At 29.6% G+C, this 13,980-nt stretch carries 18 protein-coding genes and 1 tRNA gene; 14 read left to right on the top strand and 5 right to left on the bottom strand.

Going from position 1 to position 13,980, the window contains the following annotated elements; genetic code table 11:
• Nucleotides 1–60: 60 nt before the first annotated feature.
• From WG950_RS06490 to WG950_RS06465, 7 genes are all read left to right on the top strand, one after another.
• Nucleotides 61–603: a DUF4136 domain-containing protein gene (locus WG950_RS06490; RefSeq protein WP_079738200.1), complete on the top strand. Its 543-nt coding sequence runs from the start codon at nucleotides 61–63 to the stop codon at nucleotides 601–603.
• Between the two features lie 63 nt (nucleotides 604–666).
• On the top strand, nucleotides 667–831 hold the full coding sequence (locus WG950_RS06485; protein ID WP_172830876.1) for a DUF5522 domain-containing protein: 165 nt from the start codon (nucleotides 667–669) through the stop codon (nucleotides 829–831).
• A 57-nt stretch (nucleotides 832–888) separates the two neighbouring features.
• Nucleotides 889–1,593: a DUF4197 domain-containing protein gene (locus tag WG950_RS06480; RefSeq protein WP_340934995.1), complete on the top strand. Its 705-nt coding sequence runs from the start codon at nucleotides 889–891 to the stop codon at nucleotides 1,591–1,593.
• A 68-nt stretch (nucleotides 1,594–1,661) separates the two neighbouring features.
• Nucleotides 1,662–1,838: a hypothetical protein gene (locus tag WG950_RS06475; RefSeq protein ID WP_340934993.1), complete on the top strand. Its 177-nt coding sequence runs from the start codon at nucleotides 1,662–1,664 to the stop codon at nucleotides 1,836–1,838.
• A gap of 259 nt (nucleotides 1,839–2,097) precedes the next feature.
• Nucleotides 2,098–3,456: a SusC/RagA family TonB-linked outer membrane protein gene (locus WG950_RS14135; RefSeq protein WP_377500654.1), complete on the top strand. Its 1,359-nt coding sequence runs from the start codon at nucleotides 2,098–2,100 to the stop codon at nucleotides 3,454–3,456.
• A 237-nt stretch (nucleotides 3,457–3,693) separates the two neighbouring features.
• The gene (locus WG950_RS14130; protein WP_377500657.1) at nucleotides 3,694–5,217 is read left to right on the top strand and encodes a hypothetical protein; all 1,524 of its coding nucleotides are present in this window, start codon (nucleotides 3,694–3,696) and stop codon (nucleotides 5,215–5,217) included.
• A 26-nt stretch (nucleotides 5,218–5,243) separates the two neighbouring features.
• On the top strand, nucleotides 5,244–6,860 hold the full coding sequence (locus tag WG950_RS06465; protein WP_340934992.1) for a RagB/SusD family nutrient uptake outer membrane protein: 1,617 nt from the start codon (nucleotides 5,244–5,246) through the stop codon (nucleotides 6,858–6,860).
• A 71-nt stretch (nucleotides 6,861–6,931) separates the two neighbouring features.
• Here the strand turns inward: WG950_RS06465 and WG950_RS06460 are convergent, their stop codons facing one another.
• Together WG950_RS06460 and pyrF are read right to left on the bottom strand one after the other, a co-directional pair.
• The gene (locus WG950_RS06460) at nucleotides 6,932–7,696 is read right to left on the bottom strand and encodes a helical backbone metal receptor (RefSeq protein ID WP_340934990.1); all 765 of its coding nucleotides are present in this window, start codon (nucleotides 7,694–7,696) and stop codon (nucleotides 6,932–6,934) included.
• Nucleotides 7,697–7,699: 3 nt separating this feature from the next.
• Nucleotides 7,700–8,509 (bottom strand): orotidine-5'-phosphate decarboxylase, encoded by an 810-nt coding sequence (pyrF, locus tag WG950_RS06455; protein WP_340934988.1) that lies wholly within the window; start codon nucleotides 8,507–8,509, stop codon nucleotides 7,700–7,702.
• A gap of 97 nt (nucleotides 8,510–8,606) precedes the next feature.
• On the opposite strand from pyrF, the gene WG950_RS06450 reads away from it, so the two are divergent.
• From WG950_RS06450 to WG950_RS06425, 6 genes are all read left to right on the top strand, one after another.
• Nucleotides 8,607–9,101, top strand: a complete 495-nt coding sequence (locus WG950_RS06450; protein ID WP_340934986.1) for a TlpA disulfide reductase family protein — start codon at nucleotides 8,607–8,609, stop codon at nucleotides 9,099–9,101.
• A gap of 113 nt (nucleotides 9,102–9,214) precedes the next feature.
• Nucleotides 9,215–9,973 (top strand): triose-phosphate isomerase, encoded by a 759-nt coding sequence (gene tpiA, locus WG950_RS06445; protein ID WP_340934984.1) that lies wholly within the window; start codon nucleotides 9,215–9,217, stop codon nucleotides 9,971–9,973.
• A 76-nt stretch (nucleotides 9,974–10,049) separates the two neighbouring features.
• Complete coding sequence (gene prmA / locus WG950_RS06440; protein ID WP_340934982.1) at nucleotides 10,050–10,883, top strand: 50S ribosomal protein L11 methyltransferase; 834 nt, start codon at nucleotides 10,050–10,052, stop codon at nucleotides 10,881–10,883.
• A 20-nt stretch (nucleotides 10,884–10,903) separates the two neighbouring features.
• The gene (locus WG950_RS06435) at nucleotides 10,904–11,179 is read left to right on the top strand and encodes an ATP-dependent Clp protease adaptor ClpS (RefSeq protein WP_077811192.1); all 276 of its coding nucleotides are present in this window, start codon (nucleotides 10,904–10,906) and stop codon (nucleotides 11,177–11,179) included.
• Nucleotides 11,180–11,184: 5 nt separating this feature from the next.
• Complete coding sequence (locus WG950_RS06430) at nucleotides 11,185–11,457, top strand: hypothetical protein (RefSeq protein WP_077811193.1); 273 nt, start codon at nucleotides 11,185–11,187, stop codon at nucleotides 11,455–11,457.
• 45 nt (nucleotides 11,458–11,502) lie between these two features.
• Nucleotides 11,503–11,739 (top strand): PID-CTERM protein-sorting domain-containing protein, encoded by a 237-nt coding sequence (locus WG950_RS06425; RefSeq protein WP_340934979.1) that lies wholly within the window; start codon nucleotides 11,503–11,505, stop codon nucleotides 11,737–11,739.
• Nucleotides 11,740–11,991: 252 nt separating this feature from the next.
• Here the strand turns inward: WG950_RS06425 and WG950_RS06420 are convergent.
• The 3 genes from WG950_RS06420 to WG950_RS06410 all read right to left on the bottom strand — a co-directional run bounded on the left by WG950_RS06420 (nucleotide 11,992) and on the right by WG950_RS06410 (nucleotide 12,523).
• Nucleotides 11,992–12,065, bottom strand: a tRNA-Arg gene (locus WG950_RS06420).
• A 59-nt stretch (nucleotides 12,066–12,124) separates the two neighbouring features.
• Entirely contained in the window at nucleotides 12,125–12,355 is a 231-nt protein-coding gene (locus tag WG950_RS06415; RefSeq protein WP_077811195.1) for a DUF2007 domain-containing protein, read from the bottom strand.
• A gap of 15 nt (nucleotides 12,356–12,370) precedes the next feature.
• A complete protein-coding gene (locus WG950_RS06410; protein ID WP_079738210.1) occupies nucleotides 12,371–12,523 on the bottom strand; it encodes an SsrA-binding protein in 153 nt (50 codons plus the stop codon).
• Nucleotides 12,524–13,013: 490 nt separating this feature from the next.
• On the opposite strand from WG950_RS06410, the gene WG950_RS06405 reads away from it, so the two are divergent.
• On the top strand, nucleotides 13,014–13,952 hold the full coding sequence (locus tag WG950_RS06405; RefSeq protein WP_340934976.1) for a calcium/sodium antiporter: 939 nt from the start codon (nucleotides 13,014–13,016) through the stop codon (nucleotides 13,950–13,952).
• Nucleotides 13,953–13,980: the final 28 nt, after the last annotated feature.

Here is a 13,980-nt window from a genome sequence, read left to right as displayed (position 1 = left end):
TAAATATGGCATAATAATTGGTGTATTTTAAAGCAGAATTTAACTGTTAAAATAATCATTATGAGATATATTAAAATTACGTTATTGCTATTTGTTATTGTTTTTTCGTCGTGTAATTCTGTAAAAGTAGTTACAGATTACGATACAAAAGTAGACTTTAATAAGTACAAAACCTTTGCTTTTTATAAAACAGGCATAGATAAAGCAGCTATTTCAGATTTGGATAAAAAAAGAATTTTGAATGCTATAGAAAGTGAGTTGTTGCTTTTAGGATTCACAAAGTCTACAAACCCAGATATGTTAGTGAGTATTTTTACAAAATCTAGAGAAAAAGTAAATGTAAATCAAAATAATAATTTAGGTTATGGTTTTGGTTGGGGATGGAATCCTTGGATGTGGAATGGCAACAATAATATTAACGTTTCGCAATATACAGAAGGTACTTTATTTATTGATTTTATAGATAAAAATAAAAAAGAGTTGGTTTGGCAAGGTGTTGGTACGGGTGCCTTAAAAGTTCAGAACAGAGAAAAAAAGGAAGAAAGAATAAAGGAGTTTGTAAAAGAAATTGTGTCTAAATTTCCTCCAGAAAAAAAAGAATAATATTTAATTGAAAAGTGTTCGTAAGAGCGCTTTTTTTATGTTTTAAATTGATACTTTTGCAGGATGTATAATAAAAGAATTCCTTTAGAAGAAGGCGATTACTATATAAACGAGCAGGGTTATAAGGTTTTTACAGAAAAGTTTCATCTTAGAAGAGGTTACTGTTGTAAAAGTGGTTGTAAACATTGCCCTTATGGTTATGATAAAAAAACAGATTCTTTTAAATAAATAGTGACTTTAAAATTTTAAAAGTATCTTAATAATATAAAGTATAAAAAATAAATAATGATAAAAAGAATATTAGTTTTAGTTGTAGCGCTTCAATTTGTAGGTTGTGCAGAGTTGCAAAATGTAGTAAAGAATTTACCTAGTGGAGGTGGCTTAACCCAAGATCAAATTGGTAATGGTTTAAGACAAGCTTTAGATAACGGTATCAAGAATCAAGTTACTAAGTTAACCTCTAAAGATGGCTTTTATAGAAATGAATTAGTTAAAATAATTTTACCAGAAGAACTTCAGGCTGTAGATAAAGGTTTAAGAAGTTTAGGGTTAGGTAATTTAGCTGATGAAGGTATTAAGGTTTTAAATAGAGCGGCAGAGGATGCTGTTAAAACTGCCACACCAATTTTTGTAAATGCGGTAAAAGAAATAACTTTTAATGATGCAAAAAACATCCTTTTAGGAGATAAAAACGCCGCAACTAATTATTTGCAAACAAAGACAGAGCAAAACTTATATGCAAGTTTTACACCTGTAATAGATAAGTCTTTTTCTAAAGTTGGTGCAGATAAGGTTTGGAATAATTTAATTTCAAAATACAATAATATTCCTTTTGTTAAAAAAGTAAATCCAGATTTAACGAATTATGTAACTACAGAAGCCTTAAAAGGAGTATTTACGATGATAGAGGTTGAAGAAAAAGGAATTAGAGAAAAAGTTGGATTAAGAAATACAGCGCTACTAAAGCAAGTTTTTGCTTTACAAGATTAATAAAATACTGATTTTTAACAATTTGTCTTTAAATATTTTATTATATTTAAAGACAAATTGTTTTAATTATGTCACGTATACATCAACTACATACCTACAGTAAGCATTTAGAAGACAGTTATTTTAAATTGTTAGAAAAATCTAACAGCTATCGTTTTATAGATGAAACTATAAGCGATTTTGCTGCATATAAAGCCATGAGAATTTTAGAAAAATTAAACAAACTTAATTACTTGCAACGTTAATTTTTTTTTCAAAGTTATGTCTCTCATTTTTAGTTTTTTAAGTTTTTAATTAACTTTTATTTAACAAGTTTTGTTAAATTATTCTTTGTAGATTTTATGTTTTAATAAATTTTCCTTAAAAAATTCAACTTACAATCCCGATTAGTTAAGGAATTGTTAAAGTATCTACCACGCCTGTGTTAATTTTTTCTTTTGCAACCTTCATTCTTAACATAATATTTAGATTCGTTTTATAATAATAATTCAACTCAAATATTTTATGAAAAAAATTAAAAAGAATGTTTTGTTGCTATTTCTCTTTATGGGAGCAATTGTGGCAAATGCGCAGCAAGTTTCAGTATCTGGAACAGTAACTGACCCCTCTGGTATTTTGCCAGGTGTTAGTGTCTTGGTAAAAGGAACTACCAATGGTACAGAAACAAATTTTGATGGTGTTTACAAGATAAATGCAAGCAAGGGAGATGTTTTAGTATTTCGTTATTTAGGTTATAAAACTATTGAAAAAATAATAGGTAACTCTAATGTTATTAACGTAAGCTTAAAAGAAGATAGTAGTGTTTTAGATGAAGTTGTTGTTGTGGCTTATGGTACAACAACAAAAGCTGCATTTACTGGTTCTGCAGACGTAGTTGGTGCTAAAGATTTAGCATTAAGAAATGTTACATCACCTATTGCAGCTATAGAAGGTAAGGCTACTGGTGTTCAAATAGTATCTTCTTCTGGTCAACCGGGTTCTTCCCCAGGAATCGTTATTAGAGGAGTTGGTACGTTAAATGGTTCAGCTACACCTTTATATATTGTAGACGGTATTCAATTTGAAGGTTCGTTAAATACAATAAATCAAGAAGATATCGAATCTATGACTATTCTTAAAGATGCAGCTTCAACAGCTCTTTATGGGGCTCGTGCTGCAAATGGTGTAGTTTTAATTACTACTAAAAGTGGTACTAAAGGTAAAACACAAGTAAACTTTTCTACACAGTATGGTTTAGTAACTAGAGGTATACCAGAATATGATTATGCCAATCCTGGTCAATATTACGAGTTAATGTGGGAAGCTTACAAGAACTCATTAACAGGAGCGGATAGAGAATCGAGAGCTTCAGCAGAAATTTATAATCGTCTAGGTTATAATCCTTTTAATGTTGCTAATGATCAAATAGTTGGTGTAGATGGTAAATTAAATCCAAACGCTAATTTAATTTATAAAAGTTTAAACTGGTATGACGAATTAGATCAGGTTGGTACAAGAGTTAATCATTCTGTAAATGTGGCTACTGGTGGTGAGAATCACAAAGTATTTTTCTCTACATCTTATTTAGAAGAAGAAGGTTATATAATAACATCTAAATTCGATAGAATTACTACTCGTCTTAATGCAGATTTTGATGTTAACAAATGGTTGTCTATTGGAGGTAGTGCAAACGTTTCGATATCAGAATCTAAAGGACCACCGTCTAGAGGAACTAGTATCGCAAATCCATTTGCTTTTGCTAAAAACATAGCTTCAATTTATCCAGTTTACTTAAATGACGCAAATGGTAACTTAATATTAGATGCTGCTGGTAATCCTCAGTATGATCTTGGAGAAGGAGATTTTTCTTTAAATCAAGGTTAAAGACCATACAATGCTGGTCGTCATGCTATAGCAGAAGCTATTTTAAACGATGAGTTAAATAGAAATAATACTTATGGTTTTAGATATTATGCAGATTTTAAATTAGCAGAAGGGCTAAATTTAAAATTTAATTATGGTAGAGATATTAATGAAGGAATTAATAAAAGTTATGAAAATCCAATTGTTGGAGACGGACAACCTACGGCTAGATATGGTGAAACTAGATTTAGAAGAGATGTGCAAAACTTTTCTCAAGTTTTAAGCTTTAAAAAATCTTTTAATGATGTGCATAATTTTGATATTACTGCAGGTCACGAAAGCTATGATAGAGCATTTTCTAATAATAATGCTTTAGCAACTACAGAAACTGCAAGTGGTATATTTGAATTCGACAATTTTTCTGTGCCAGTTAGTTTAAATGGTTCTAGTACTTTAAAAAGAGTAGAAGGTTATTTTGCTAGATTAAACTATAATTTTGATAATAAATATTACTTAACAGCTTCGGCTAGAAGAGACGGTTCGTCTTCTTTTAGTAGAGACGCTAGATGGGGTAACTTTTATTCTTTAGGAGCTTCTTGGAGAATTGACCAAGAAAAATTTATGGAAAACGTTTCATTTATAGATCGTTTAAAATTAAGAGCATCTTATGGTCAAGTAGGTAACGATAACTTAGGGTTCTTTATTTCTCAAGCTTTATACAGTATTACATCTAATGCAGGTGCACCTGGTCTAGTTTTTACTGATCCAGGAAATAATGAATTAACATGGGAAACTGTAGGTAGTTGGGATGTTGCTTTAGAATTCGGTTTATTTAATAATTTCTTAGAAGGTTCTATAGAATACTATAAAAAGAATTCTACAGATTTATTATACAACTTACCAATACCTTTATCTAATGGTATAAATTCTGCTCCTTTTAATATTGCAGACATGTATAATTCTGGTTATGAATTAGGATTAACAGGGCATTTAATTAACAAGAATGATTTTAAGTGGGATTTAAGTGTACAAGCTTCTACATTTAAAAATGAAATTACGTCTTTACCAGATCCTTTTGTTACTGGATCAAAAAGATGGGAAGAAGGAAGGTCTAGGTATGATTTTTATATTTTTCACTCAGCTGGTGTAGATCCTGCTAACGGAGATGCATTATATTATATGTTTGAAGACGGAGAAAATGGAGATAGAGTTCCTGTTTTAGATGCAGACGGTAATCACGATACTACCAATAGTTGGCAAGATGCAGGTAGAGCATATGCAGATGAGACTACTATTCCAGATGTATTAGGTTCTATATCTAATTCTTTTTCTTATAAAGGTTTCTCTTTAGATTTATTATTTACTTATGGTATTGGAGGTAAGTTTTTAGATTACGGATATTCAGATATGATGCACTCAGGATCATACGGAGATTCATATCACCCAGATGCTTTAAACGCATGGAAACAGCCAGGTGATATTACAAGTGTACCAAGATTAGAAGTTGGAAATACAGATCAAGTTCAGGCACAATCAACTAGATTTTTAACTAGTGCTTCTTTTTTAGCTTTAAAAAATGCAAACTTTGGTTACGCTTTTAATAATGATATTACAGAGAAATTTGGTGTAAATAGTTTAAGGGTTTATGTTTCTGGTGAAAATTTATTTTTACAAAGTGCTAGAACAGGTTTAAATCCACAGTATAATTTAGGAGGAACTCCTTCTGGAAATGATTTTAATCCATCTAAGACTATAACTTTTGGTTTAAATGTGTCATTTTAATAAATAATAAAAAATAAAGAATAATTATGTTAAAAAAAATAAGCGCATTGTTGCTAGTGGTTTTAACGATCACTTTAACATCATGTAACGAAGATTTTTTAGAAACTAAACCAACAGATGCAATTTCTGCAGGAGATGCATTGTCTACGCCAGAAAATATGGCATTGGTTTTAAATGGGCTACATAGATTAATGTATGCTCAAGCAGGTATAATTCCTGGTGGATCTAATAGTAGAGCTGGTATGCAATATTGGATTCCGATGTTTGATGTTTTAACTGGAGATTTAATTCATACGGCTAGGGCTAATGGATGGATGAGAGCAGAATTACAATGGAATGTTCATACTTTAGAAACTTCTGAATCAGTAAGCCAATTATGGTATCAACGTTATCATTTTATAGCTAGTTGTAACGCAATAATTAATAAAGTAGAAGAAGATGGTTTAACCATCGATGCTAATATGAGTAATATATTAGGGCAAGCTTATGCATATAGAGCTTGGGCTTATCATTCTTTAGTTACAACTTATGCTAAAGGATATTTAATTGGTAATCCTTCTACAGACCCTGGTGTGCCTTTGTTATTTAAAACAGAAGCGCCTTATACAAGTGAACCAAGATCTTCTGTTCAGGCCATTTATGATCAGATAAATTTAGATTTAGGAAAATCTATTGAATTTTTTGAAAATGCATCTGCAAGAGTAGATAAATCTCAATTAAATATAAATGCAGCATATGGTATCAAAGCTAGAGTTGCTTTATCTGAAGGTGATTGGCAAGCTGCTTCTGATGCGGCAAAGAAAGCTCGTGAAGGTTATCCTTTAATTAACGAAGCAGATTGGAAGTCTGGGTTTAACACAGTAGATTTATCAGAAGTAATTTGGGGAGGTAATGTAATTCAATCTGAAACTACATTTTTCCGTTCTTATTTCTATTATATTTCTCCTACCTTTCAAGGAAGTCAAAACAGAGGTAACCCTAAAACAATAAGTAAAGAAGTTTACGATGCGATTCCGGATACAGATTACAGGGCAGATTTATTTTTACCAATGGCTCCTAATACAAATGGTGCAGCTGCAAATGGTGAAGGAGGAAGCTTTTTAACAGATCCTAACTACGATACTGAAGAGGAGTTTGATGCAGCTAAAGCAGAAATTGTAAGTAAATGGGGTGTTACAACAAGACATAATACTCACCCATACATGCATGTGAAATTTAGACAAAAAAATCCAGGAACTATAGATCCAGATGATGTAATTTATATGCGTTCTTCTGAAATGTATTTAATTGAAGCAGAAGCAGAAGCTATGATGAACGATGTAACTGGCGCTCAAACAGCTTTAAAACCTTTAGCTGAAGAAAGAGATAGTGCTTTTGATGTAACTGTTTTCGATACAAAAGAAAAACTAATGAATCAAATTAAACTTCAAAGAAGGGTAGAGTTATATGGAGAAGGGTTTAGTTGGTTAGATCATATTCGTTGGGATGAAGGTATTGATTTAACAAATTCTGGAGCTGCAGAAGTATTGTATCAAGCCGGATTTAAACAAGACAAACCTTCTTTAAATGATGCTTGGATCTGGAAAATTCCTCAAAGAGAAATTGATGCAAATCCAAATTTAACTGAAGCAGATCAAAATTAAATCTGATTTATATATGTAAAAAGCCACCTTTAAAAAGGTGGTTTTTTTGTGCTAAATTTTAGTTTACAAAACTAATTATTTAAAGCATTAAATGATTCTATATCGTTTCTTAATTTTTTAAAATAATCAAACGCTTTTATAAGTCTGGTTCCGTACCAAGAAAAATATTCGCCATCAACCAAATATACTTTCGAGTTAGAAATAAAATCATTTTTATTTTTTTCTTTAAAAGGAAAAGGTTCTGATGATAAAAAGATACAATCTATGTTTCGGGTTTTTAAATCATCAATGTTTATCTCTGGATATCGACTTAAATTTTTATAAATATTATTAAAATTATTTATTTCTAATAAGTGATTAATGAATGTGTTATTAGCAGCAATCATCCATGGGTTTTTCCATATAAAATAAACAACATTTAAGGTAGGTTTATTTTTAATAAATTGATTGAAATCGTTCAATTTTAATTCAATTTCTGATATTATTTCAGAAGCTTTATCTTCACAAAAAAGAATTTTTCCGTAATAATCAATTAAATTAAGTACGTCTTTAATAGTAAACAAATCAGAAACATAAGTTTTAGTGATTTTGCTGCATTTTGTTACGATTTCTTTTGTATTTTCTTCTTTATTGCAAAGAATAATTGTTGGGTTTAGAGCTTCAATTTTATCTATCTTGATATTTTTTGTGCCACCAACAACTGTTTTTTCTTTTAAAAGATTTTTAGGATGTACACAAAACTTTGTAATACCAACAATTTGAGCTTCTAAACCTAAATCGACGAGCAGTTCGGTTATGCTAGGTACTAATGATATGATTCTTAAATCGTCTTTCAATACTTATATTAAAGTAGCCATTTTAACCTGAAGTTCTTCGGCTTTTTTAGCAGCTTCATTGGCAAAGTTTACATCTTTAGAAGCATATATAATTCCTCTAGAAGAATTTATTAAAAGTCCGATGTTTTCTGATAAACCATACTTACACACATCCTCTAAATTACCGCCTTGTGCACCAACACCTGGCACAAGTAAAAAAGAATTTGGTACTATTTTTCTAATTTCTTTAAAATATTCGGCTTTTGTTGCTCCAACAACATACATTAGATTTTGAGAGTTTTGCCAGTTTTTAGAAGTTTCTAATACGTGTTTATAGACTTCTAAATCATCAATTTTTTTTGTTTGAAAATCAAAAGCACCTTCATTAGAAGTTAATGCCAACATAATGGTGTGTTTGTTTTCAAAAGCTAAAAAAGGTTCTACGGAATCTTTACCCATATATGGCGCAACAGTTACAGAGTCAAATGCTAAATCTTCAAAAAAAGCTTTTGCGTACATTGTAGAGGTGTTTCCAATATCACCACGTTTTGCATCTGCAATTGTATAAATTTCTGGATACTTTTTATTTAAGTAGCTAATTGTTTTTTCTAAAGATTTCCATCCTTTTAAACCATAAGCTTCATAAAAAGCGGTATTTGGTTTATAGGCAACACATAAATGGTGTGTAGCGTCAATTATTGCTTTATTAAATTCGAAAATAGGATCTTCTTCTTTAAGCAAATGTTCCGGAATTTTGTTTAGATCTACATCTAATCCGATACATAAAAACGATTTTTTCTTTCTAATTTGAGCTACTAATTCTTGTGTTGTCATAATTTTAATAAAGTTGCACAAAAATACTTAATTTCACTTTAATTTGTAAGATTTAATAAGTAAAGAAGACCATAAAATAAATTATTATGTATCTCTAATGAAAAAAATCTTATTAATTTTAGTAGTAATCATTTCTAGTTGTAATTTAGAAAAGCCAACCGAATTTTCAAATTTAGCTTTAGAAGAAGTTGTTTTTGATTTAAATGGATCTCAAAAAACATTTAAAAGTGTTTTAAATCAATATAAAGGTAAGAAAATTGTAATAGATGTTTGGGCCTCTTGGTGTTCAGATTGTTTAAAGGGTTTGCCAAGTGTTAAGAATCTTCAAAAAGAATATCCAGATGTAGTTTTTTTGTTTTTATCTGTGGATAAAAGTCAAACGGCATGGAAAAATGGAATTAAAAGATTTCAAATTAATGGAGAACATTATAATTTACCTAAAGGAATGAACAACGGCGACTTTGTGGATTTTATAGACCTTAGTTGGATTCCTAGGTATTTAGTTGTTGATGAAAAAGGAGGAATCTTACTGTTTAATGCAACAAGGGCTTCAGATAGAGCTATTGTAGATGCTCTAAATAAAGCTATATAAATCGTTTTAGTAACTAATTTCGATTGTAACTAATAATTTAAGTTCCATTTCTTAAATTTACATCAGAAATTAAAATTAAAAATATAGCTGTTAAGGCTTTTAAAATAATAATTATGAGAACAAAGATTGTTGCAGGAAATTGGAAGTTGAATAACAATAAAGAAGAAAGTAAAAGTTTAATAAAATCATTAAAAAAAGCGATTAAAAATTTACCGTTAGAAAATACACGTGTAATAGTAGCGCCTACTTTTGTAAACTTATCATCTTCTGTTAAAGCGGCAAAAAAATCTGTGATAGAAGTAGTTGCTCAAAATATGCATCAGGCTAAAAATGGTGCCTTTACAGGTGAGGTTTCTGCAGATATGTTAAAAGCTATCGGAGTAGAAACTGTAATTTTAGGTCATTCTGAAAGAAGAACTTATTTTAATGAAACTGATGCTGCATTGGCAGAAAAAGTAGATGCGGTTTTAGAAAACGGTATGGAAACAATTTTTTGCTTCGGCGAATTGTTAGAAGATAGAAAGTCAGATAATCATTTTAAAGTAGTAGAAAGCCAGCTTTCTAACGCTTTATTTCATTTAGAAGCAAAAGATTGGGGTAGCATAATTTTAGCTTACGAACCAGTTTGGGCAATAGGTACAGGTGAAACTGCAAGTCCAGAACAAGCACAAGAAATGCACGCTTTTATTAGAAGTATTATAGAGAAAAAGTATACTAAAGAAGTAGCAGATAGTGTTTCTATTTTATATGGCGGAAGTGTGAAACCTGCAAATGCTGAAGAAATTTTCTCTAAACCAGATGTAGACGGAGGATTAATAGGAGGAGCAGCTTTAAAAGTAGAAGATTTTACAGGAATTATTAATGCTATCTAATTAGGTAACTTTAAAAGAAAACCAATAAATTTGCATCGAGATATTTTCTCGATGCATTTTTTTTGATATAATAATTATGGATAACATATATATAGAGTATAATTTTACTGTTTCACCAAAAGAACCAGCAACAGAGATTTTAATAGCAGAGTTAGGAAACGTTGGTTTTGAAAGTTTTGTAGAAAATGAAAACGGAGTAACAGCTTATATTCAGAAAAGCGAATGGAATTTAGAAATTCTAGAATCTATTTTTGTCTTAAATTCTGATGAGTTTTCTATAGAATATTCAAAAAATGAAGTAGAACAAACCAACTGGAATGCAGAATGGGAAAAAAACTTTACACCAATCAAAGTAGATGATTTAGTTAGTATTCGTGCACCTTTTCATGAAAACCCTAATTTAAAATATGATATTGTTATAGAGCCAAAAATGAGTTTTGGTACAGGTCATCATGAAACTACACATATGATGGTACAACATTTAATAAATTTAGATTTAGAAGGTAAATCTGTTCTAGATATGGGATGCGGTACAGGTATTTTAGCAATTTTTGCAGAAATGAAAGGAGCTTCTAAATTAGAAGCTATAGATATAGATAATTGGTGCTACGAAAATTCATTAGAAAACGTAGCTAGAAATAATTGTAAGAATATTGCTGTTTTTGAGGGAGATTCATCATTATTAATTAATAAAAAATTCGATGTAATTATTGCGAACATTAATAGAAATATCTTATTAATGGATATGAAAATCTATACAGAATGTTTAAATGAAAACGGCGTTTTGTTATTAAGCGGGTTCTATGAAGATGATATTCCTGTTATAGATGCAGAAGTTTCTAAATACAATTTAAAGCTAGAGACTTTTATTAAGAGAAACGATTGGGTGGCGTTAAAGTACAATAAATAAATTTTTAATATATTTATAATATGAGCACAAAAGAAAAAAATCAAGAAGAGGTAGACGTATTAGAGCAGGAAGTTTTTCAGCACGAAATAGTTTTGCATAATGATGATGTGAACACTTTTGATCATGTAATAGATTCTTTAGTAAGTGTTTGTGATCATACAGTAGAGCAAGCAGAACAATGTGCAACTTTAGTGCATTATAAAGGTAAGTGTACTGTAAAATCTGGTGAATTTAAAGATTTAGAGCCAAGATGCTCTAAATTATTACAATTGGGTTTATCAGCAGAATTAATATAAGGTGTATGGAAAACGTTTTTAAGTATTTCGAATTTTCTGACTTTTTTAAAGATGAGTCAGGTTCTTTTTCTGGGAATGAAATTTGTTTTACAGATTTAAATGAAACTCATTTTTTAATTTTCGAGAAAGAAGATTCAATATATAATTTATATGTTTCTAAATTTTCAAATAAAAAAGAAGTAGGGCAAAAAGCGCCAGAAATTTTAGAATTAGTAGTTCAAAATTACGATAAAAGTAAACCAGAACATAGAATTGCATTGAGGCAATATTTAGGCTAAACTTGAGGTAAATCTCAAGTTTTTTTATTTTTTTATAAAAACCATGTGACTTTTATATTCGTATGTGTCTTATATAATAGAAAGCAAGAAATGAATTTAAGATTTATAATAATATTTGTAGTGGTTTTGACGGTTCCTTTTTTAGGTTACAGTCAAATGGTTCCACCTCCAATTCCACCGCCACCGCCACCAGGTCTTCCAATAGATGGTTTTACAGGTGTCTTATTGGCTATAGGTGTAGCTTATGGTTCAAAAAAATTATTTAAAGATAGTAGTAGTTAGTTTTAATACTAAGTTTGGTTAGATAAAAGGCCTTAAACGAAAGTTTAAGGTCTTTTTGTGTAAAAAAAACCCACTTCAAAAGAAGTGGGACGCTTATTGCGTAAAGATAAGGGGTATAATATATTGTTATAAATTTTAAGAATAGTATTAAAAACTTAAATTTAGTTAATTGTTTTTGAATAATAACTATTAAAACGGATTTAATTTTTTAATTAAATAAAAAAGCTTCCATATAAATGGAAGCTTTTTTTGTGACCATGCTAGGATTCAAACCTAGAACCTCTTGAGCCGTAATCAAGTGCGCTATTCAGTTGCGCCACATGGCCTTTTTGCGGGTGCAAATATAAATGCATTTTTTTAAACTAAGAAATCTTATGCGGTTTTTTTACGAATTTATTTCTTTAGCATACGTATCTATAATAGTTTGGGCTTTTTCAATATCAGATTTTAAGATAAGTAGTTCAACAGCTGTTCTATGTTCTCCAAAGCCACCTAATCTGGCAGATTCTACTCTATCTTTAATTATTGACCCTATGTTGATGCTGTCTAATCTGTTTTGTAGTCCTTTTACAATAATAAAAGAACCAGAGAATATTGTTACATGTTCTGTTTTCATAATATATAGTTTTTTTTATTCTAATGAGTTCTGTGTTACAAAAGCTCGCCAACCAATGATAGCCATTTGCAGTTTTGTAGCTTTAGAGAGATCTAAACCTCTTTTAGTATAAGAAGGTAGAAAAAGTTTATTAATTTTTGCAAGAAATTTAAATACTCGTTTTTTCATTAGATGTTAATTTCAATATCAAATTTAATGAAAATAAACAACTCTTTTTAAAGAGTTGTTTTATATGAAGATTAGAATAGTACAGAAAAAATAATGTCTGCAATATCTTTAACGGTTTTTGTAATAATAAGTATCATAATATAAGTTTTAAAAGTTAATAAATTGAGGTAATTTCGAAATTGTCTTATCAATATATATAGATTGAAAGCTTGCTACCAAACACTTTAATACTTATTTATTAGATTGATTTTAAGTTTGTAATTAAAAAATAATAATTAGTTATAATATGTAACTTATTATTCTTTATATAAGTTTGTTTTATTAATCAGTAACTGTAATAATGTTTTAATATGTAATTAAATTAAGCGTTTTATTTTATTGTTTTTTCAAAATAAAGCAAAACAGATATTTTATATGTAGTATTTTTCGCTTTCTATCTTTTCCTTTATCTTAAAGTGATAATAATGTATCTTCGCAAAAAACAAATTTTATGAGTATTTTTTATGTAATTATTGGTTTAGTTATGTTGGTTGTTGGTGGTGAGTTTTTAGTAAAATCTTCTATAGGTTTGTCATTTAAACTAAATATATCTAAAATGGTTATTGGTATGACGGTAGTTTCTTTTGCTACTTCTGCACCAGAGTTACTTGTAAGTTTACAAGCTGCTTTAGATGGCTCTCCGGCAATTGCTATAAATAATGTTATTGGTTCTAACATTGCAAATATTGGTTTGGTTTTAGGTATTACAGCGATTATTGGGCCAATAGCTGTAGATAAAGGGTTTTATAAATTGAATTGGCCGGTTATGATGGTGTTTTCTTTGGTTCTTTATTATTTCTTAAAAAACGACAATATTTTAACTACAGCAGAAGGAATTATTTTATTAATAGGTTTAACTATTTTCTTATTTGTTTTAATAAGGAATGCACGTAAAGAAGATGTTTCTTTAGAGGATGTTGATGAAGCTTTGGAGTCAATTGGTTACGGCAAAATTTTTATTTGGTTGTTAATTGGAGCTATTGCACTTTATTATGGATCTGAATTTCTAGTTGACGGAGCCAAGGATATTGCTAAAAACATGGGGGTAAGTGAAGGAGTGATATCAATAACAATGATTGCGATAGGAACTAGTGTACCAGAATTGGCTGCATCTGTAATAGCGGCTGTTAAAGGAGAAAAAGCAATATCTCTAGGGAATTTAATTGGTTCTAATATATTTAATATAGCATCTGTACTAGGTGTAACATCTTTAGTAAAAAACATCTATGTTACAGAAGATCAAATTTTGTCAAGAGATATCTTTTGGATGCTAGGTTTTGCCGCTGTTTTAATTCCTTTAGTGTTTCTGCCTAAAAAGTATGTTTTAAGTAGGTTTAAAGGTATATTTCTATTTATTGCTTATGTACTATTTATCTATTTAGTTCTTTAAAAATTAGGTATAAAAAAAGCTCGCAATT

Source organism: Polaribacter marinaquae (assembly GCF_038019025.1).
Lineage (GTDB): Bacteria > Bacteroidota > Bacteroidia > Flavobacteriales > Flavobacteriaceae > Polaribacter > Polaribacter marinaquae.
This window is presented reverse-complemented; position numbering and strand designations above follow the sequence as displayed.